Source organism: Paenibacillus tianmuensis, assembly GCF_900100345.1.
In the GTDB taxonomy this organism is placed as follows: Bacteria; Bacillota; Bacilli; order Paenibacillales; family NBRC-103111; genus Paenibacillus_G; species Paenibacillus_G tianmuensis.
Genome location: NZ_FMTT01000068.1, coordinates 1 through 20,580, shown reverse-complemented (window position 1 = coordinate 20,580; position 20,580 = coordinate 1). Strand labels below are relative to the sequence as shown.

Below are 20,580 nucleotides of genomic sequence, written 5' to 3'. Positions count from 1 at the left end.
ATCGTGAGTGCTACAAAGCTGGTATATTAATTGAATGCAATCGACTCCGTTTACCATGTTGAAAAGTTCAACCGCTAATTTTTAGATTGAGCCGAATTCAGAATTGAATAATAGGTCATCCTTAGACAAAAGAATAGCGCCCCTAGGGGCGCTATTTCTTGATCACAGCAACGGATCTATCCGCCACCGCTTTTTTGATGCGTTCCGCTTACTCCTCCAATCCCAGAGGCCGCAAGCCTTCCGATCCCGCCGATATGCTCCATGACCCCTACTCCACAATGCTCATAAAAACTTTTAGTTCTGTCAGTTCCAATGTGATTTCACCTCACTAGATATCAATAATAATGATAGAATTATTAATTTTAATCATATTACTATATACCTACATTCAATTACAATGAAATGGAGCTATTATAAACAGCTTCAAAATGAAGGATGTGGAGGGGACATGACTTCTCATAGCGATATCGATTTTTCTCATTCCGTCTCGGCGGCTGAAAATGCTTCTTCATTACCCGCCAAGGCCGGGGCCCGTGAATGGCTGGGGCTCGCACTACTGGCCCTGCCGACCGTGCTGCTTGGGCTCGACCTTACGCTTGTGCACCTTGCTCTTCCGGCGCTGGCAGCCGACCTGCAGCCGACCAGCACGCAAGCACTGTGGATCATGGATGCCTATGGCTTCATGATCGCAGGCTTCCTCATCACTATGGGAACGCTCGGCGACCGCATCGGCCGTCGCAAGCTGCTGATGATCGGTGCGGTCGCCTTCGCCGTGGCCTCGGTGATCGCGGCTTTCTCGACCAGCGCCGTCATGCTGATCGCCGCGCGGGCCGTGCTCGGGGTGGCCGGTGCGACGCTGATGCCCTCGACACTGGCCCTTATCAGCACGCTGTTCGCCGATCCGAGCGAGCGAGCCGTGGGGTTCGGTATATGGGCGACGATGTTCGGGGTCGGCTATGCGCTGGGGCCGACCTTGGGCGGTGTACTATTGGAGCATTTCTGGTGGGGCGCGGCCTTCCTCATCGCCGTACCAACCGTCGGCCTACTGCTTCTGCTCGCACCCTTCCTGCTGCCGGAATACCGCGCGCCAAACAGCGGGCGGCTGGACCTATTGAGCGTCGCTCTTTCGCTGGCCGCCATGCTGCCGGTGATCTACGGCATCAAGCAGATCGCCAAATACGGCTTCGCTTTCGATGCAATCGGTGCGATTGTAGTGGGGCTGATCTTCGGCATTTTGTTCGTGCAACGGCAGCGTCGGCTTGCCGATCCTTTGCTCGACATGACGCTCTTTGCCAACCGTACCTTCTCCGTGGCCCTGCTCGTGCTGCTGTTCGGGCTGGTAGCGGTTGGCGGCACCATGCTGCTTGTCGCGCAATATTTGCAACTGGTGGCTGGATACTCCCCCTCCGTCGCCGGTTTATGGATGGGACTGGCGGCGCTTGCCATGATCGTTGGTGGCGTGGCAGCACCACTCATTGCTCGGTATGTCCGGCCAGGTTTCGTGGTTGCCGGCTCGCTCGGCCTGTCGGCTGTGGGCTATCTGATGCTCACCCAACTAGGTAACGATGCTTCCGGTGTGGCGATAGTCGTTGCCGGCCTCGCGCTGGCCTATCTCGGGAACGGCACCATTGCCGCACTCGGCACCGACCTCGTGGTCGGATCGGCACCGCCGGAGAAGGCTGGATCGGCCTCGGCCATGACCGAAACTGTTCAAGATCTCGGTGTATCGCTCGGTATCGCCGTGCTAGGGAGCCTAGCCACCGCGGTCTATCGACAGACGCTGCTCGATCGCATACCCGACGATCTGACAAATGAAGCACGCAAGGCGGTCAGCGATAGCTTGTGGGGGGCGACTTCAGTAGCTTCGGAACTGCCGGACGGCCTGATCAAGGAGGCGCAGGCTGCCTTCACGGCAGGCTTCAATGGGGCAGCAATCTTCAGCGCCGTCAGCGTCGCGATCCTGACAATTCTTTCAATTGTAGCGCTGAGGCACGTCGGAAGCTCCGGCAGCACCATCAAGGACGCAACAGGCGATTAGCCGATCAAGGGTAACCGGGAGATCATCCCTGAAGAAGAGGCCAAGATCGTTCGCCGCATCTTCCGCGAGTTCGGCTTGGGCAAATGCATCAACATGCGTAAGCGCCGAGCTGACCCCATCTGCGCGACGTGAGGTGACTGGCGAGACATAGCGGCGCTGGAGCAAGAAACCCAGGAGCTTGCAAGAAGGAGAAGAGGGCTATCTACCAACATACGCCAGCCGGGGGGATACCGACGACGTAGCGGTAGCCGCGTGCACGCGACGTCCGGCTGCATGAAGGTGGGCGACCGGACCGCGCGCCCCGAGAATACGATAATTAATCCAAAACAACCTAAAAGATGCGTTAATTGTATATGGGGGCGATGGAAAGGGATGAAATAATACTATAGTAAAGTTCAATGTATCAAGAACAAGAATCAGATTTGTGGATTTCCCCTATGTTCGGTTGCAGGGGAATCTTTTTATTTGGTCCCTATTTCCGTCCAATTTGAGAAGGCCGATTATACATTGGCTCGCTGCTGAACAACGTGTGCTCGCGGCGTTCAGCAGCGTGACGGCGGGAGGGTGGATCGTGTGTCCGGGGTGCAGGCGGACCACGCCAGCTAGGGGGAACAGGCGCGCAGCGGCAGCAGTCCGCCACAGCGTCCGCCGGACAGCTGCGTTCCACAAACGACGCAATCAGTTCTTCTGTGTTGAATTACCCGTTATGGGATTGTGGGATTGTGGGAAATTTTGAAAAGATTAACCTTATAACAAGATGGCGAGTCCACATGTGATTATTGAGAAATTCGTAATTTATTTTCAACATATGTCAGCAAAGCTTGCATTCCTTTAAGCCAAAGAGCCAAAAAAGGGGTCGTAACTGGTAGTACCATTAAGGCATATTGGGTGCTAGTTTAAAGTAATCGTGCATGATTTTATTCGCTGACGAGTACATCACACGCTCAAAGCCATACTCTAAAATCAGCATCAATGCAGCACCAACTGAACCCATGAATAGGGGGATTAGAAAACCTAGAAAAGCACATAAAATCCAATATACCCATAAACGAACGTTTCTGAAAGCCTGGAAGTACCCTGAAATACCCGCAATAATGGAGACAGGGAAAATAGATGTTAATAAATACCACATCCATCCCCCAAATGACATGCCACCAGCCGCGGTATTCACGAACAAAGTAATGATAAAGCTCAAAAAAACATAGTCACCAAACCATAAATAAGACCTACTAATGTAGAGCGCATTTTAATATTAATGTTTGATCCCTCCCCTTACTGCGGATAGCAGATAGCATGTCTACGACCGTAAGTAAATGCAAGGAATCCACATTTCCCCCGATCGATTGAAGCAAGTTCCGAACACACTCCTCACAAGTTTTTATTCGCAAAACATCTTCTCTTCCTCTTGTAGTTGTAACAAATGATCGGATTTGACCGATAATGCTTTCATTTGCATTCCCTCATTTCACGATCAGCTATCCTGACAATTATTATCCTTCGGATTAGCCGACCGGACCACGGAGTATACTCTACAAAATAGAGTGCATCAGACAAAAGAATAACGCCCCGAAGGGCGCTATCTCGTTATTTCTGCAATATACCTGCTTTGATTAAATCTTCAATATTAAAATAAGGTTCGTATCCCGTTTCGGATTTGATGATATTCTTCTTTTTTAAATCTTCCGTGTTATACGTTTTGCTCCAGCCAAGTCCTTTGATTCTTAAGCCGTCAACCACATTGATGCCATCCTTCACTTTCTCTTTAGGCCACGTCATTTTATACAGAATGGTTTTATTGTATTTATCATCTTCCTTATAAAAAACGTCAATAAGGGTATCATTGGGACCAGGTTCACTGAATACTTTAATCCTGTAGTAGTCTTTTAATTGATTTTGATCAGCCCATTCGTAACCCTTTTCATAGGTTTCTCTTAAGATTTTGACATTATTGTTTTTTGTAACATAGCTTGTCGTTGCAGTTTCCTTCCAATGATCAGGAAGCGTCAACCGGAAATATTCTTTTGGTCTATCTCCTCCTGAAGAGTCCTTAAAAATAATATCGTTATTTTCATAGTCTATATGTGCTTCATAAATTTTTGCTAGATCACCCAAATCTATCCACCCCTCCGAGATCTTGCCGTTGGAGAAGTGTCCCTTGTACTTTCCATCTCGATTATATGCATAAAGAACGAGTTTTCCGTTTTCCATGACCAAGCCTTTGGGATCTTCGGGTAGCTTCACTGGATTCTCTCTTCTGAACCTTTCAATCGCTTCTATCTCCGCAATAGCCGCCGCAATATCCCGCACATTTCCCTTCCTATCAATTTCAACAATGCCAACCTCGCCACTTGAAGCCGCTTTAGGAGCGGTACCGGAGGTAACGATCTCCACACGTTTTGCCGCGTCGTTCCACTTATAATTTACACCTGTCAGATCCCCCAGCTTAGCCAAAGGCACGTACGTGTTACCTTCGTAGTTCAAAATCGGGTTGCTTGCATCCTTATACTCACTTCCGTTAACAACGATCGGATAAGCCGCTTCCGTCAATAGGTATTGCTTTACTGCTGCTGCGCCCGCCGTCATGCTAACGGTCAACAAACTGCCTGCCAAGACTCCCGATACAAACTTTTTCATAGGTTGATGACCCCTCCCAGTAGAAACATAATTGACACTTTTATCCTACCAAAATTGTCCTGTAATTTCTATCAATACTTAGCTAACAGGACATTTATTGACAAAGTAAGCCACTGAATCTCCCGCTTCCGGTAGCTCCCAAAAAAATTTATATCCAATCCCTGAATCCTGACATCCAGTTGTCAGCGGAACTAAGGTATAGTATATCTATAAAACTTAAAACTTCATACCGGAGGTAGACATCAACTCATGAGCAAAACAAACAACAAAACCGGGATGGTCGTAACGGGGCTGCTTCTCGCAATCCTGATAACCTCGATGGACAATACTATCATGGCGACTGCGATCGGAACGATTGTCGGCGAGCTTGGCGGATTCGATAAATTCGTCTGGGCGACCTCCGCCTACATGGTGGCGGAAATGGCAGGGATGCCGATCTTCGGCAAGCTATCCGATATGTATGGACGCAAACGTTTTTTCGTCTTCGGGATCATCGTCTTTATGCTCGGCTCCGCCCTCTGCGGAACGGCAACCTCGATCGAACAATTAAGCATTTACCGAGCGATCCAAGGGATTGGCGGCGGGGCCTTGGTGCCGATTGCCTTCACGATCATGTTCGACACGGTCAAGCCGGAGAACCGGGGAAAGCTCGGGGGGCTATTCGGCGCGGTGTTCGGCATGTCCAGCATTTTCGGTCCGCTGCTTGGGGCTTATATTACCGATTACATCCATTGGAGCTGGATTTTCTATATCAATCTGCCGCTGGGGCTTATCTCGTTCGGCTTGATTGCGTTCTTCTATAAAGAGTCCCAGGCTCACTCGAAGCAGCGAATCGACTGGTGGGGCGCCATGACGCTGGTTGGAGCCGTCGTCTGCCTCATGTTCGCGATGGAGCTCGGCGGGAAGCAGTATGCCTGGGGCTCGGTTCAAATCCTGGGCTTATTCGTCGGCTTTGCGATCCTTACCCTGTTGTTCCTGTTCGTCGAAAAACGCGCCGAAGAGCCAATCATTTCGTTCGGCATGTTCCGAAACCGGCTCTACGCCACAAGCAATGCCGTGGCGATCATGAGCGGGGCGGCATTCATTACGGCTTCCGTATACATTCCGATCTTCATTCAAGGCGTGCTTGGCGGAACGGCCACCAATTCCGGCCTGATGCTGCTGCCGATGATGCTCAGCTCAGTCGTTACGGCGACTTTGGGCGGTTTCTTGATGACGAAGATACCGTTCCGGTCGATCATGATTCCGACGCTGGTCCTGCTTGTGCTGGGTCTCGCCCTTCTCACAACCTTAACGCCGGAATCGCCGCGTTTGATCGTCACGCTGTACATGATCTTGACAGGCCTTGGGATCGGAGCTTCCTTTTCCGTGCTCAGCAACGCCGCGATCCATTCGTTCCCGGCCAGCCAGCGCGGGGCGGCGACGTCTACACTCAATTTCCTTCGCTCGCTCGGCATGACGCTCGGCATCACGCTGTTCGGCATCATCCAAAGCCATGCGCTGACACGGAAGCTGGCGGATGCCTTCACGGGGAGCGGTCAAGCCGCCGTCCCGCAGGGCGTCGACTTCAGCGACCCGCATGCGCTGCTGGACCCGGCCACCCGCGCCCAGATCCCTCCGCAAGCGCTGGGCACGATCACGGAAGGACTGTCGTCCTCCGTCGTCCTGACATTTGCCTGGAGCGTGATTCCGGCAGGTTTGGCGCTGGTTGCAGCCTTCGCGATGAGCAAGGAGAAGCTGGACCCGGCAGCCGAATCGGAAGGCTACACGGCATCCCAATGATAACTTCCGCTGCCAGCGGCTCCAGATGGGCCGGAGGATCCCCGTGCAGGCTGGAAACCGCCATCCGGTTGAATGCGCCAATAATGGGCACGGCAGAAAAGCGGGCATCCTAATCGGGAAGCTCTTCACGCTCGATGCCTTGCTCGATCAAGGCATCGAGGGCGTCGGACCGCTGTCTTGCATTCCACAAAAATTTCATGCTTCTGGGCAAGCAGCAGCATGCCGTTCGAGCTTTGCTTTTAAAATGCTTGTAGATTTTCTCATAAACAAAAGAAGGCACCCGACAGGGTACCCTCTTGTTAAAATTAATAAGCCAAAGTAAACAGGCCGTTGATATGAGTCAAATAACGTATGTTGCTGCCTTCTTTCATCAGCGAAGCCGGAAGGCCTTTGAGGCGCGTTTGGTTTCCGCCAACCGTGCCGATCGCGTCTTTGCGGCCAAGGCTCGCCAGCGTACCGGAGAATACCGGCGTGAACGTATCCATCGGCGCACCGTTGAAGGAAGCGAAAATGTTATGTCCGATCGTCTCGCCCATTTGCCAAGCCAATTGCGCCGTCGGCGGGTAAGGACGTCCTTCGTTGCCCATGACGACCGCGCTGTCGCCGGCGAGGAAGATGTCTTTGTGGGACGTGGATTGCAAGTTTTCCGTTACCGTGGCACGGCCGCGGTTGACTTCGATACCGCAGTTGGCCACAACGGAGTTGCCTTGTACGCCGCCGGTCCATACGAGCGTGTTCGTCTCGATGGAGCTGCCGTCCTTCAGGAATACCGTCGTCTCCTGCATTTCCGTAATCGCAACGCCGGTCAAGAACTTCACGCCGCGCTTTTCCAAGCTTGTTTGCGCACGCTCGACGAGCTCTGGTGCGAAGCCGGCCAGAATGGACGGACCCGCTTCCACGGTATAAAGGGAAATATCGTTAAAGTCGACGCCTTTGCTGCGGCAAAGCTTAGGCAGCATGTCCGCAAATTCGCCGACAAGCTCGATGCCGGTCAATCCGCCGCCACCGACAACGAACGTCGCGTCGGCTTTGTTTTTCGTACGGCTGTACTCGTCGATGCGAGCTTCCACGTGCGCGCGGAGGCGGTTGGCGTCGTTCACGGATTTCAGAACGAAGCTGTGCTCCTTCAGCCCCGGAATACCGAAGAACGCCGTTTCGCTGCCGAGAGCAATAACGAGCACATCATAATCGTACGTTTTGCCGCTGGCCATCAGAACTTCTTTCTGGTCCGGGCGAATCTCTTCGACCGTATCGATCTGAAGATTGACGTTTTTACCACGCAACAGCTTTTCCAGCGGCAGCGCTACCGCTTTCTCCGCCAGGTTACCCACAGCCAGCCGGTGCAGCTCCGTAATAATCTGATGCGTCGGAAAACGATTCACGACCGTAATCGTCGCTTCTTCCGCCGTCATGTACTTCCGAGCCGTCAGGGCGCTCAGCAATCCGCCGTAGCCGCCGCCTAGTATCAAAATTTGCTTAGCCATCCTGTTCATCCGCTCCTTGATTCAGCTTTCCTATATTATTGACGCTGCTTCTGGCGCTCAGCCAAGACTTCCAAGAATGCCTGAGAAAAACGGAACATCTTTTGTACTTGCGGGTCTTTCAGCATTTTGAGCAACCCGAACAGACCGATTGTTGTGGATTCGTCTTGTGCACGATCGTTCGCTTCGATCGCCGCGGACGCCAAACCTTTGGCTTTATCCTGAATCGGCTTCACGAATTCTTCGACGCCGCCTTTGATGTCATCGATAAATACCTGATCCGTGGCCACATTTTGCACCAAATCGTACGTTTTGGTCAGGATGGTCACCATTTCCGCCAGCTTCGGCAAATTCTCGACCAACACCGTCAAAGATTCCTGCACCTCGGGCTTCATCAACTGATCAAGCACATCCAAGGATTCCCGGGTGGGCTCGGCTGCAACTACCGCTTGTTGAGTGGATGCTACTGACATTAGAGAACGTCCTCCTTTACATTGGAATAGAAGTCCGTTAATTGTGTCGATACCTGGTCAGGCAATGCAAACATCATGTTTTTCTCGAAAATACAGGAAGCGAGGAGAAGCCCACTTGAGGCCTCCCCTCACCTTGTTACAATTTTCACATTTTCGAAAGCATGATCAGGTCGAAACGGAACCCTATATATTTATAGATTATACCTCCGAAGTGGGAGCCGTGGAAAAACAAATTTCGACATTTGTGAATATTTCGTGACGATACAACGTTCAATTTCTGGAATGTGTCCATTTGTAGTCAGGAACCGAAAGAACCGGGAAACGAGCGGCCGCGGATTACTTTCCGGGACCAGTAACGGCCTCCTTCATCAGGCCTATTCTTCTCTCCGAGCTGCTTGCCAAAATCGGGCGGTCGTGATATTATCATATTTGTCCTAACGCGGAGCCGTGGTGTAGAGGCCTAACATGCCTGCCTGTCACGCAGGAGACCGCGGGTTCGAATCCCGTCGGCTCCGCCATGATTTAACTTCATTGCAAGGGAACACATTCATCATACATAAACAACCGGGCAGGGGAGATCCTGCTCTTTTTTGTATACCTGCGAGGTGATTCGATGAGACGCGGACGGTTCGCCCCGACGCCTTCGGCAACGCCTTCACGGCGCTGCTCGCCTGGTGGGGATCACCGATGTGCTGCGGGGAGCGGATCTTCTCGATTCGACCCCGAGACAGCTCGTCTTATACGAGCTGTTGGAGGCGGCCCCGCCGAGCTTCTGTCATGTCCCGCTGCTCTATACGCCGGAGGGGGGACGGCTGTCCAAGCGGGACCGCAGCCTCTCCCTTGCTGCTCTCCGCGCCGCGGGTGTTCCGCCCGAACGCTTGATTGGCTGTCTGGCTTATGTGGCCGGCCTGCTTGACCACCCCGAACCGGCAAAAGCGGCCGAGTTGATCCCTCTATTCTCGCTGGAACGCCTCTCCGGCGAACGCGTTGCCTTAAACCGGGAGACACTCGGCCTTCTGACCGACAGTGTCTGAATTCAGTTTACCCAAAAAGGGACCGTTCCACGCCCCCTTCTCCGACGTGGAACGGTCCTTCCTTTTGTCCTGCTTACCCCTGTTCCTCTCCCGCCGCCAGCCACTGCTCATAGAGGCGGTCAAGCTCTTCCTGCACGGCTTCCCTTTCCGCCCATTGCTCGCTAAGCGAATGGGCATCCGTACCCGCCTCCTGCTCCTGCATAGCGGCATCCAAGGCGGCGAGCCGTTCCTCCGCCTGGGCAATGGACCGCTCCAGCGTGTCGCGCTCCTGCCTGCGGTCCGCCGGTTTACCGCTTCCGCTCGGCCTCCTTTGCGCCGCAGGCTTTGCCTTCACGACTGCAGGAGGGGCGGCGGACCTGCCCTGAACCGCAGCATTTTCGCTCGTATTTTCACGCTGCTTTCGCTTCTCCTGATACTCGTCGAAGTTGCCCAGATAGACGGTGATCCTGCCATTGTCCAACTCCCAGATACGACCGGCCATCCGGTTGATGAAATAACGGTCATGGGAGATGGCGAGCACGGTGCCCGGGAACGTCTCCAGCGCTTCCTCCAGCGCCTCCCGCGAGGCGATGTCCAGATGGTTCGTTGGCTCATCGAGCAGCAGCAGATTCGGCTTGCGAAGCACCAGCAGCGCCAGCCTCATCCTCGTCCACTCCCCGCCCGACAGCAGGTTGACCGATTTGAACACATCCGGGCCGTAAAACAAATACTTGGCCAGAACCCCCCGGGCCTCTCCTTCCTCCAGACCCGCTTCGCTGCGAAAATAGTCCAGCACCGATTTCTTCGGCGCATCCGGGTACTCCTGCTGGGCCAAATAGCCGATGTCCACGCGCGCGCCCCATTCGAACCGCCCCTCGTCGGCGGTTTCCTCGCCGAGGATCAGCTTGAACAAGGTCGATTTCCCCGCGCCGTTCTTCCCTATAAGCATAACCTTGTCTCCATAAGCCAGCGCTCCGTCGATCGCGTCCAGCAGCTTCCGGCTCCCGTAGCTTTTGCCGATGCCCTCCAGCGTCACCACCTTGCGGCCCGAGCGATCCGCCTGCGTCAGCCCGAAATCGGCGCTTTTCGCCTCCAGCGCCGGCCGTTTCAACTTCTCCATGCGGTCCAACGCCTTTTGCATCGAAGCCGCCCGTCGGAAAAACTTTCCGTTGTCGCCGATCCGACCCCACGTTTCCAACTGCTTGATTGTCTCCGTCATCTTCTTGATCTTCTTCTGCTGCTCCTGATAGTCGGCGAACTGCTGAAGCAGCCGCGCCTCCTTTTCCTTCATATAGCCGGTATAGTTGGTGAGGTATGACTGCGATTCGCCGTCCTCCAGCTCGACGATTTTCGTAACGACCCGGTCCAGAAAATACCGGTCGTGCGAGACGATCAAACACGAACCGTCGTACTGGGTTAAATAGTCCTCCAACCATTCGACCCCGTGCAGATCAAGGTGATTCGTCGGTTCGTCCAGCAGCAGCAGTTCGGGCTTGCGAATCAACTGCGAGGCCAGATTGATGCGGGTCTTCTCGCCTCCCGACAGTGTGGCGTACGCCTGGGTATAGCTGCCGCGGTCAATCCGCAGACCGTCAGCGACCCGCTCGATAGCGGCATCCAGCTCGTAGCCGCCCTCGCGCTCGAACTTCTCCTGCAGCGCCGCGTACTGCTGCAGCCAACCGGCCAAGCGGTCCGGGCCGTCGGCGGCATCCGGCTCCGACATGAGCTTCTCCAGTTCCGTCATCTTCAAGCGGCACTCCAGCAGCTCCTGATGGCCAAGAGCCAGTACGTCATACACCGTCCGGCCTTCGAACTCTGCCGGAATTTGCGTCAAATAGCCGATGTCGGTTCCTTTCCGGATGGCAAGCTGGCCGGCGTCGGGACGAAGCCGTCCGGCGATCAATTGCAACAAAGTCGATTTGCCGCTGCCGTTGCGGCCGATCAGTCCGATGCGCTCGCCTTGCCGAATGTCTAAGTTTACGTCTTCAAGAACAAGCTGTGCACCATGGTACGCTTTTATATTTTGACAGTTAACGATCATCCTAAAGAGTCCTCCTTGTGTGATCCTACCTGCAGACAACAAAAAGAGCCGTAGGAAAAATCCCTACGGCTCTTCGGACTAGCATCCGTTTGTGGTTAAGGTAGGATTATTTTCGCGAATGGTGAAACCGTATAGGCATTTTTGGACAGACCTCTCCCGTTAACGGAAAAAGCATACATAACGCCAGCCATAGCCAACGGCAGCTGACTAATACGGTTGTTCACCATTTCGTGATTCATCTTACCTTCACCTCCTTGTTCTAGTTATTTACAACTTTAACATAACGGGCGAGCGTTTAGCAAGTTTCATCAGGAGTCTCCGTCTGGATTAGCTCCGACAACGTCTCACGCTACTTTTTCAGAATGAGTCTTAATTGCACGGTCACGTTGTTCTCGGTGGATACGACAACCGCGTGAGGATTTTTCAAGCCGAAATCTTCGAAGGTAACGATCGTGCTGCCTTCCATGCGAATGGCGTCTTGGCTGTAAACCGCGTCGCTCTTGAACGTAACGTCCTTGGATTTGCCATTCACGGTGAGCGTGCCGGCCATGTCGAAGGAAACCTTCTCTCCCTCTTTCCACGTCTTAGGGAAGTTCTCGATTGACTTTAACGTGAATTTAGCTTCGGGGTTCGCAGCGGCGTTCAGGAACTTCTCTCCTCTGACATGCTCGTCCCTCTGCGAGTTGCCGGACGAGATCGATTGGAGGTCGAGCGCCGCTTCGGCTTTCATCTTGGACGGATCGGACGAATGGAGCGTCCAGCTTCCCTTCACTGCGCTTCCTTCGAAGTTCACGGTTTCCTTGGAGGTCGTTACCGAGAAGTATACTTTGGAATCCGGGCTAATATTCCATTGCCCGTCCAGCTTGCCTGCTTCAACGGCTCCCCCGGCGGCCGACGCCGAAGCGTTCGCAGGAATCACGTTCTGTACCGCCACATGGTTCCCGGCATAATAATCGTAAGCGGCATAGCCTCCTCCGATGATGACGACAGCACCTGCGGCAAAAGCGACCAACTTCAGTTTCATAATGATTTTTCCTCCTCCGACATATCAGCTGCGATGCAGCCTGTTTTCTTCATGGGCAGATTCGCTTGACCCCTCGGCCTTCTTGGTAACACTACATGATGTAGTGTTATTGGTAATAAAAGTTCCCGTACGCCTGATGCAAAAAATATCGAGTCCCGCTTCATTAGTATAGCATCGTCGGCGACTCTTACACTACACAAGGTAGTGTAATGGAGCGCGAATAGCACACTTTCTCCGTTCTTGAGGCCCATCGTAACCGGTCTGCCTTAATTTTAACTGAAATGAAGATTAAAATAAGATTAAAAATTTTGCGAGACCCTCGGGAACAAAGGCCTCGCTGTTCGCTTCTATGGGTAAATCTTCTCGCCGCGCTCCAGCATCGTCACGAATTGCTGAATTCGTTTCGCCCGCGTTTCCGCCTTTTTCGCGCTGTGGATTCGGAACAGCACGGCGAACCGGTTCTGCTTGTCGAGCGTTTCGAAGAAAGCTTTGGCTTGCGGATTGCGGTCCAATTCGCTTTGCAAATCGTCGGGTACTGTGGCACGGCTTTGCGACTCGTACGCCTTGTCCCACTGCCCGTTCTGCTTCGCGGCTTCAATGGCCCGGAGGCCCGGGGGCTGCATCCGGCCGCTTGCGATCAGCGCTTCCGCTTTGTCCTTATTGACCTTGGACCAGATGCTCTTCGCGCCGCGCGGCGTAAACCGTTGAAGCCAAGTGCTCTCGTCGTAAGCTTCCTTCCGGCTATCGATCCAGCCACAGCACAAGGAGCTTTCCAGCGCTTCTTGATACGTTAACGTCACAACATCCGCTTGCTTCTTCGCCAGACGCAGCCTTACTCCGGCCGATGCGGCATGATTCTGCTCCAGCCAAGCTTCCCAAGACGGCTGGTCTGCAAATAATAAGATCGACTGCTCGCTCTCTTTCTTGGACATACATCCCTCGCCTCCCGAGCCATGTAATCTATCCGTCGGTTCGTTCGCTCCGTGCCTTAGCGCAGCAGCGACAAGTCGAAGGACGGAACCAACCCTTCCTTGGCCGCCCGGCCAAGCAGCGCCTCCACCGCGTCGTAGCCGCTCTCGCCCAGATTCGCCGTATACTCGTTCACGTACAGGTCGATATGCGCGAGGGCCACTTCCGGGGACAGCTCCTGCGCATGACTCATCACGTAATCTTGGGAGGCTTGAGGATGCTCCCACGCATACTTGACCGAGGCGCGGGTCCATTCGGCGATCGCCGCGCGGTCCAGCGACCGGCGGGCGATAATCGCCCCTAGCGGAATGGGCAGGCCCGTGTCCGCCTCCCACCAGTTGCCCAGATCGGAAAGCAGGGTCAAGCCGTACGAAGGGTACGTGAACCGGGCTTCATGGATGACCAGCCCGGCATCCACTTGACCGTCCCGCACCGCAGGCATGATCTCGTGAAAGGGCATCACGACGATTTCGCCCACTCCGCCCGGAACCTGCTGCGCCGCCCACAAGCGGAACAGCAAGTACGCAGTCGAGCGATCGCTCGGCACCGCGACCCGCCGGCCGGTCAAAGCGGCCGGGCCTTCGGCGCTGACCGCCGGATTGTTCGTGAGCACCAGCGGCCCGCAGCCTCGTCCAAGCGCACCCCCGCAGGGTAGCAGCGCGTATTCGGACAGCACCCACGGCAGCGCCGCGAACGAAATTTTGAGCACGTCCGGCCCTCCCGGCTCCGCCGCGAGCCGATTGGTAATATCGATATCCGCGTACGTCACGTCAAGCTTCGGCGCCCCAGGTACCAGCCCATGAACCCAAGCGTGAAACACAAACGTATCATTCGGGCAAGGAGAAAAAGCGATCTTCATCGTAGCACCTCCAGTAAAATTGCGCCCGCCGCTTCCAACGCGGCCAGCGCCTCTTTGATCCGCCAAGCTTCGCGGTCGCGCGGGCCAACCGCATTCGAGATGGCGCGAAGCTCCAGCGCCGGTATCCCGCGATCGCGGGCGGCGACCGCCACGCCGAAGCCTTCCATGGCCTCGGCCGCCGCCCCCGGCACCCGGGCCGCCAGCTCTGAGGCGGTCGCCGCCGTACCGGTCACGGTGGACACCGTGAGCACCGGGCCCGTATGCGCCGGCAGCCCGGCTCTTTGCAGCGCCTCCGTCAACCGCGCAGCGAGAGAGGCGTCGACCGCGATCCGGCTGGAGCCGAAGCCCAACTCGTCCACACTGCGGAAGCCTTCGGGCGTCTCGGCGCCCAAATCAGCGGCGACGATCGCGTCGGCCACCACCAGCGAGCCGATCTCCACCCGGCCGGGAAAGCCGCCGCCGATCCCGGCGCTGACGACCAGGCCGTACCCGGCCGCCGCCAAAGCCTTCGCGGCGCTCGCCGCCGCCGCGGCCGGGCCGACGCCTCCGGCCACGACGTCGAACCTCTCGTCGCCCCGCAGCCCGCGCAGCACGGCATCCCTCTCGGCCGGAACGGCCGTTATCACTAATACGCGCAGCCCTGTCTGTTCCCGGCTGGCGTTGATTTCATGACCCATCGTTACCTTCTCCTTCACGACACCCTTTTTCCATGGGGCAATTGTTTTCCGAAAACGTTCAGTCTTTCTTCTTTTTACTTTAATACTTACAAAGAATCAAGTAAACTTTCTACCGGAGTCGGCGGCAATGTCAACCGTAACAGGTTTCCCAAAAATCCCTGTTGGATGTTATACTCTAACCATTACAAGAAAAAGGATGATGCCCTATGTATATGCATATTAACGAAGTACCCCATATAACAAATTCTTGGACAAAGGATGGAACATTTGAAAATTCACAATAGTAACAATACGAACGTCAAGTTTTTCGTTAGCGATGAAATGAAGATTGAAAAAAACGCGATCGAGCAGCTTGATCAATTGCTCAAGGTTAATGAATCGGTCGAGACGCTTAAAGCGTACGTCCCTGACTACTTTAGCGACGATGCAGCCGCCATGCAGGAAGTTGCCATTACGCCCGACTTCCACAAAGGCAGCGGAATTCCGATAGGCACGACGATGTTTACGAAAGGGTTCATCATCCCGCAAGCCGTTGGTAACGATATTAATTGCGGCATGCGGCTATATACCACTTCGTTGAACGAGGATGACATCAGATGTCAGAGGAAGCAGATCGAGAAAGAAATTCGCCATGTTTTTTTCGAAGGCGGACGCCATATTCCGATGACCAAGAAGCATCGCGAGTCCATTTTGAAGGAAGGTCTTATCGGCATTCTCGATACGCATAAGTCGCTGGGAGACAACGGCCTTTGGGCTTTCTACGATGCGAAACAGCAGGAAGAGGATCTTCACAAAGTAAATCGGTTAGGCTCGTTTATTACGGAAGAGGTCGTTGGCTTGGAAAGCTACTTGGGCAGCGACGATGTCTCCTATGATAGTCAAATCGGATCGATCGGCGGAGGCAATCATTTCGTCGAGGTTCAAAAGGTCGTCAACATTCGCAACCATGCCATCGCTAGCGCTTGGGGATTGAAGAGAGACCAGATTGTCGTCATGATTCATACGGGTTCCGTCTCTATCGGACATCATGCAGGCTTGAACATTCGGGAAATTCTGAAGAGCATCTACCCTAATTCACTGAAGCATCCCGATAACGGCATTTATGTGCTGCCTCATTCGGAGCGTTCCATGACGGAATGGATCACAACCTGGTCACTTTTGCACAACGCCGCCAACTTCACTTTTGCCAATCGACTTTTTTTGGGCCTAATGCTTAACAAAGCGCTTCGAGGGGTGGTCGGCGACTTCGATTTCAAGTTACTCTACGACGCCCCTCATAACTTTGTTTGGCAAGAAAATGTAGATGGGGTCGAAGGGTTCATTCATCGCAAAGGCTCATGCACGGCAAAGTCTGCCGAGCAGATGGCGAATACACCTTTTGGTTATACCGGAGAGCCAGTATTCATACCCGGCTCCATGGGCGCTAAGAGCTACATCCTGTCAGGACTGGGCAATCGCGATAGCCTCTTTAGCGCGAGCCACGGTGCCGGTCGAAGATTATCGCGCGGCAACTCGCTCAAAGTGGACGATGCAGCGTTTCGCGACTTCTTGGATAATTTCCATGTCATAACACCCATTGATCCTAACCGAAATGATATCAAGTCGCGCCAGGACATTCTCAAGAAATGGGAAGATGAACTCAAGAAGGAAGCACCCTACGCTTATAAGGACATCAATCCGATTATCGAGACACACGAGGAGCATGGCATGGCTACCGTCGTTGCCGAGGTTGAGCCCGTGCTTACGATCAAAGGATAAATGGGTTAGCCTGAAGATATTGCGACAATCCGTTATAACCACTCTCATGGCTACCCCCTTTATCGAACCGCACGTGCCCTACTAAGGCATACGGCTCATCAACGTGATTCGACCTTGAATCAATGTGTCGCTAGGCGCTGCACATATTGCATTTTACGAACGCGGTCAGGCGTGTAATACGTCTCTCCGCGTTCTTTGGCTTTTTGCTCTCTTTGGGCTTGTTTCGTTGAGAACTTAAATGAGATTGATTATCAATATCAACACAAGTATAATGAAGTTGTGTGACTTTAGCAGGAGGAACGCGATCGATCGTCCCAGCGGAGTGGAGCAGATGAGCACATGGAGCAGTGGCACTTGATTGCAGGAGGTGTGTGAAATGAAGATGGACATCAACAAGCTTGCCGAGCATTTTGCGCGTACCTCTTTTCAAGTGGAACAAGTCTGTCGCTATGTGCGTGGCCCGGGCATGAGCTGCGATGACTATACGGAGCCTTTCCCAGGCTTTGTTTTCCCATTAAGAGGAAAGGCCGAGTTTGATTTCAGCGGAACGTCCTATACGCTTGCCCCAGGCCATGTAGTACACGGCGGCGCCCGTATGCCACTGAATCGGAGGGTGCTCGGCAATACCGGATGGGAATACTTGCTTGTTTTATACCGGGTATACGCGCCCGAGCCGTCCGGATTTTCCTTGTCCAAAGCGCATTTTCAGCTTACCCCGGGACAAAGCCCCCGTTTGACGGAGCTGCTTGAGCTTTTGTGGCGCTCTTCAGGTGAGCCGGGCGGGATTTCCGCCTTCCAGACAGAAACGTTATTTCGCTGCGTCTTGGAGGAACTGTTTGTCTGTGTACGCAACCAAAGCAACGATGGCGAGCAAACGTTATTCGAGCAAGTATCCAGCTACATACACAAGCATTATATGGACGGGCTTAGCGTACGTGCTTTGGCTGAACAAAATGACATCAACGAAAATCGCTTGTTCTATGTCTTCAAGAAGTACGCGGGCATGGGCCCCGGCAAGTATTTGATGGCCTATCGTCTGAATCGGGCGAAGGAATGCCTGCTGGCTAACGACGCGCCGATCGGCGAGGTGGCGAAAAGCGTCGGCTATGCAGACGCATTATATTTCAGCCGTATCTTTAAAAAACAGGTGGGCGTCTCTCCGGCCGAGTTCCGGGGGCGATTCAGGAATAATCCATATGGATTTCAGGATGGCTCCATTCCTCTCTAAAATGCGTTTTGCTAAACTGACCGTAGCTTAGTTGGTCAAGCGAAACTCAAGTCACAACGGAGGAGTCAGAATGAAAACACTTATGAGACTGTTCGTCTCTATCGCACTTTTGGCGGGTATTTTAGCCGGTTGTGCCGGAACGCCGGAGCCTAACAACAGTTCAGCAGCAAACAGCACAGCCCCAGCAAAAGAGGGAACTGCCACTCCCGAAAAAGCCAATCAGGAAACGGGAAAATGGCCGAGAACGTATGTAGATGCTCTTGGACGCGAGATCGTACTGGAAAAGAAGCCCGAGAAAGTGGCTCTTTTGTTCTTCCGCAATTTTGAGCATTTGTTTTTGCTGGATGAATCTCCTGTAGCGGCGACAGACCTGAATGTTCTGAAGGAATGGGAGTCCCTCGCTCCATACAAGGACAAACCGATTACCGATATCGGCTCCATGACGAGCCCCAATCTGGAAAAGCTGGTGGAAATCGGCCCCGATCTCATCATCATGGTCTCGGGTCGGTACGGGAGCTACGGCGACAAGTTGGAGAAAATAGCCCCGGTTGTAACGGTGGACAGCAATGAAAACAATTGGCAAGGCGCGCTGCGAGAATACGGAAAAATTTTCGGCAAAGAGCAGAAGGCTGAGAATGAAATTTCACGGATTGAAACATTGATTGCCGATTCCAAAGAACAGTTGAAAAAATTCAGCGACAAAACCTTTGGTGTGATTTTGCTGGGTGACAAGCAATTCTGGGGCTTTACCACACAGTTTGTTTTCAACAAGGAAAGCGGTCTTGCTTTAAACCCGCCAAGCAAATACGTAAACATGTCGACAAAAGGGGAGCAGATTTCCCTGGAAGGGCTGGCAGCGATGAACCCCGATTATATGTTTGTTGCTGACATCGGAGGCTCGTCGAAAAAATTGCAAGGCTATCTGAAAAACTTGGAAAGCGATTCTGCCTGGAACTCTCTTCAAGCAGTTAAGAACGGGCATAAGTACGCCCTGGACAGTTCGATTGCGGCGGGGGGACCGTTGGGAATTGAGCTGGGTGTCAAAACGATCGTGAAAAATATTTTGGCAAAATAGCGAAGCAAAGAGGAGAGGATCACGGATGAAAAACGAGGAACTGTTTGACGTCACGATTATCGGCGGAGGGCCGGCTGGGCTTTTCGCATCATTTTATAGCGGCCTAAGAGAAATGAAGACTAAGCTGATCGAATATCAGCCAAGACTGGGCGGGAAAGTTCACGTTTATCCGGAAAAAATGATTTGGGATGTCGGCGGCCTGACGCCAACGCTCGGTGAGAAGCTGATCGAGCAGCTCGTCCAGCAAGGGTTAACCTTCGATCCTGCCGTCGTGTTGAATCAAAAAGTAGAGCGGATTGAGCGTGGCGAAAACGGCGTATTCGTCCTGCATACTTCTGCGGGCGAGCAGCATTACACGAAAACCGTCATTCTTGCCATCGGCGGGGGAATTTTGGAGCCGCAAAGAATTGATTTGGAGGGCGCCGAGAAATTTGAGGTATCCAACCTGAGCTATACTGTCAAATCACTGAGACGGTTTAAGGATAAAACCGTCATCATTTCTGGCGGAGGAAACTCGGCCGTCGACTGGGCAAACGAGCTGAAACCGATCGCCAAGCAGGTGTATTTGACTTATCGCAAAGATACGCTCTCCGGGCATGAGGCACAGGTGAAGCAACTGCTGAATAGCTCGGCCAAATGCTTCCTTAACACGACGATAACAAAGCTGATTGCAGCCTCCAGCCAGGAGAAGATTGAACGGGTAGAACTGACCAACCATGAGACGGGCGAAGTACAAGAGCTGAACATTGACGAAGTGATTATCAATCACGGCTATGAACGGGACAGATCATTGCTGGAAAATAGCCAGGTGAAGCTTGAGATGGCGAATGAATACTTCCTGGCCGGACAGACAAACAGCGCTACATCCGAGCCGGGGATTTTTGCGGCGGGAGATATTATTTCGTATGAAGGGAAAGTGCATTTGATTGCCGGAGCGTTTCATGACGCGGCAAATGCAGTCAACCAGGCCAAGCTGTACATTCAGCCGGAAGCGAAGGCAAGCGGAATGGTTTCTTCCCACAATGACATTTTTCAGAGTAGAAACCGTGAGCTGATTAAGCAATTGTTGAACACTCCCACCACCTGAGCTAATGGCGCTGAGGGGGGGATTCTTGCGAACAGAGAAGCATCCTTCTCTTCTTGAGCAAGCGATCCCTGCGGTTCCCGCAGTTCAGTTGGTCTTCGCCAACAAACGCAGTCCTTCTTGCAAGATGTTCATGCTAGCATTGTGGTCACGGTCATGGTGCGTCCCGCACCCTGAACACGTCCACGCTCGGAAGTTTAGATTTTTCACTTCGGGGCTACGCGATTGGCATACATGACAAAGTTGACTGCTTGGATAGTTTTTCGCGACCATGCTGATCGCGCGACCATACCACGTTGCTTTATATTCCAGCATCGTGCGAAGGGTTGACCAGCTTGCTTCAGCAATCGACTTTGCTAACTTGTGATTTTTCATTAGATTTCGAACCTGCAAATCTTCCAGGCAGATCGTTTGGTTTTCACGGACCCACTTGGCCCGGAGCTG

General features: G+C 53.3%; 18 protein-coding genes and 1 tRNA gene. 8 read left to right on the top strand and 11 right to left on the bottom strand.

Annotated features, from left to right (window positions below):
• Positions 1-448 precede the first annotated feature (448 nt).
• The gene (locus tag BLO51_RS26785) at positions 449-2,038 is read left to right on the top strand and encodes an MFS transporter (protein WP_090676849.1); all 1,590 of its coding nucleotides are present in this window, start codon (positions 449-451) and stop codon (positions 2,036-2,038) included.
• Positions 2,039-2,912: 874 nt separating this feature from the next.
• On the opposite strand, the gene BLO51_RS26780 is transcribed toward BLO51_RS26785, so the two are convergent.
• Both BLO51_RS26780 and BLO51_RS26775 read right to left on the bottom strand, forming a co-directional pair.
• Positions 2,913-3,233, bottom strand: coding sequence for a hypothetical protein (locus BLO51_RS26780; protein WP_245719846.1), 321 nt, complete (start codon positions 3,231-3,233; stop codon positions 2,913-2,915).
• A 389-nt stretch (positions 3,234-3,622) separates the two neighbouring features.
• Positions 3,623-4,672 (bottom strand): hypothetical protein, encoded by a 1,050-nt coding sequence (locus tag BLO51_RS26775; protein ID WP_090676846.1) that lies wholly within the window; start codon positions 4,670-4,672, stop codon positions 3,623-3,625.
• A gap of 249 nt (positions 4,673-4,921) precedes the next feature.
• Between BLO51_RS26775 and BLO51_RS26770 the strand changes: the two genes are divergently transcribed.
• Positions 4,922-6,454, top strand: a complete 1,533-nt coding sequence (locus BLO51_RS26770) for an MDR family MFS transporter (protein ID WP_090676843.1) — start codon at positions 4,922-4,924, stop codon at positions 6,452-6,454.
• A 305-nt stretch (positions 6,455-6,759) separates the two neighbouring features.
• Here BLO51_RS26770 and BLO51_RS26765 read toward each other — a convergent pair whose 3' ends face one another.
• Entirely contained in the window at positions 6,760-7,938 is a 1,179-nt protein-coding gene (locus tag BLO51_RS26765) for an NAD(P)/FAD-dependent oxidoreductase (protein ID WP_090676840.1), read from the bottom strand.
• 35 nt (positions 7,939-7,973) lie between these two features.
• Entirely contained in the window at positions 7,974-8,408 is a 435-nt protein-coding gene (locus tag BLO51_RS26760; RefSeq protein WP_090676837.1) for a DUF1641 domain-containing protein, read from the bottom strand.
• Positions 8,409-8,849: 441 nt separating this feature from the next.
• Here BLO51_RS26760 and BLO51_RS26755 point away from each other — a divergent pair.
• Together BLO51_RS26755 and BLO51_RS26750 are read left to right on the top strand one after the other, a co-directional pair.
• Positions 8,850-8,926, top strand: a tRNA-Asp gene (locus tag BLO51_RS26755).
• 156 nt (positions 8,927-9,082) lie between these two features.
• Positions 9,083-9,442, top strand: a complete 360-nt coding sequence (locus BLO51_RS26750; RefSeq protein WP_245719845.1) for a glutamate--tRNA ligase family protein — start codon at positions 9,083-9,085, stop codon at positions 9,440-9,442.
• A gap of 73 nt (positions 9,443-9,515) precedes the next feature.
• Here the strand turns inward: BLO51_RS26750 and abc-f are convergent, their stop codons facing one another.
• From abc-f to BLO51_RS26720, 6 genes are all read right to left on the bottom strand, one after another.
• A complete protein-coding gene (gene abc-f / locus BLO51_RS26745) occupies positions 9,516-11,462 on the bottom strand; it encodes a ribosomal protection-like ABC-F family protein (protein WP_090676834.1) in 1,947 nt (648 codons plus the stop codon).
• A gap of 95 nt (positions 11,463-11,557) precedes the next feature.
• Positions 11,558-11,701 (bottom strand): hypothetical protein, encoded by a 144-nt coding sequence (locus BLO51_RS29530; RefSeq protein WP_167670349.1) that lies wholly within the window; start codon positions 11,699-11,701, stop codon positions 11,558-11,560.
• Between the two features lie 110 nt (positions 11,702-11,811).
• Entirely contained in the window at positions 11,812-12,486 is a 675-nt protein-coding gene (locus tag BLO51_RS26740; protein ID WP_090676830.1) for a YceI family protein, read from the bottom strand.
• Positions 12,487-12,833: 347 nt separating this feature from the next.
• Complete coding sequence (locus BLO51_RS26730; protein WP_090676825.1) at positions 12,834-13,418, bottom strand: YdeI/OmpD-associated family protein; 585 nt, start codon at positions 13,416-13,418, stop codon at positions 12,834-12,836.
• Positions 13,419-13,474: 56 nt separating this feature from the next.
• Positions 13,475-14,314 (bottom strand): 1,4-dihydroxy-6-naphtoate synthase, encoded by an 840-nt coding sequence (locus BLO51_RS26725; RefSeq protein ID WP_090676822.1) that lies wholly within the window; start codon positions 14,312-14,314, stop codon positions 13,475-13,477.
• Positions 14,311-14,991 carry a futalosine hydrolase gene (locus BLO51_RS26720; protein WP_090676819.1) on the bottom strand — a complete coding sequence of 227 codons (681 nt, stop codon included), beginning with the start codon at positions 14,989-14,991 and terminating at the stop codon, positions 14,311-14,313. Before BLO51_RS26720 ends, BLO51_RS26725 begins: the two co-directional genes overlap by 4 nt.
• 321 nt (positions 14,992-15,312) lie before the next feature.
• Here BLO51_RS26720 and BLO51_RS26715 point away from each other — a divergent pair, with 321 nt between their 5' ends.
• The 4 genes from BLO51_RS26715 (at position 15,313) to BLO51_RS26700 (ending at position 20,139) form a co-directional block, all read left to right on the top strand.
• On the top strand, positions 15,313-16,749 hold the full coding sequence (locus BLO51_RS26715) for an RtcB family protein (RefSeq protein ID WP_245719844.1): 1,437 nt from the start codon (positions 15,313-15,315) through the stop codon (positions 16,747-16,749).
• A gap of 376 nt (positions 16,750-17,125) precedes the next feature.
• The gene (locus tag BLO51_RS26710; protein ID WP_174551321.1) at positions 17,126-17,977 is read left to right on the top strand and encodes a helix-turn-helix domain-containing protein; all 852 of its coding nucleotides are present in this window, start codon (positions 17,126-17,128) and stop codon (positions 17,975-17,977) included.
• A gap of 70 nt (positions 17,978-18,047) precedes the next feature.
• The gene (locus tag BLO51_RS26705) at positions 18,048-19,052 is read left to right on the top strand and encodes an ABC transporter substrate-binding protein (RefSeq protein WP_090676812.1); all 1,005 of its coding nucleotides are present in this window, start codon (positions 18,048-18,050) and stop codon (positions 19,050-19,052) included.
• Between the two features lie 25 nt (positions 19,053-19,077).
• Positions 19,078-20,139, top strand: a complete 1,062-nt coding sequence (locus BLO51_RS26700; RefSeq protein WP_090676808.1) for an NAD(P)/FAD-dependent oxidoreductase — start codon at positions 19,078-19,080, stop codon at positions 20,137-20,139.
• Between the two features lie 84 nt (positions 20,140-20,223).
• Here BLO51_RS26700 and BLO51_RS26695 read toward each other — a convergent pair.
• Positions 20,224-20,580 (bottom strand): RNA-guided endonuclease TnpB family protein (locus tag BLO51_RS26695; RefSeq protein WP_143007002.1); only part of this gene is annotated, 357 nt, incomplete at its 5' end.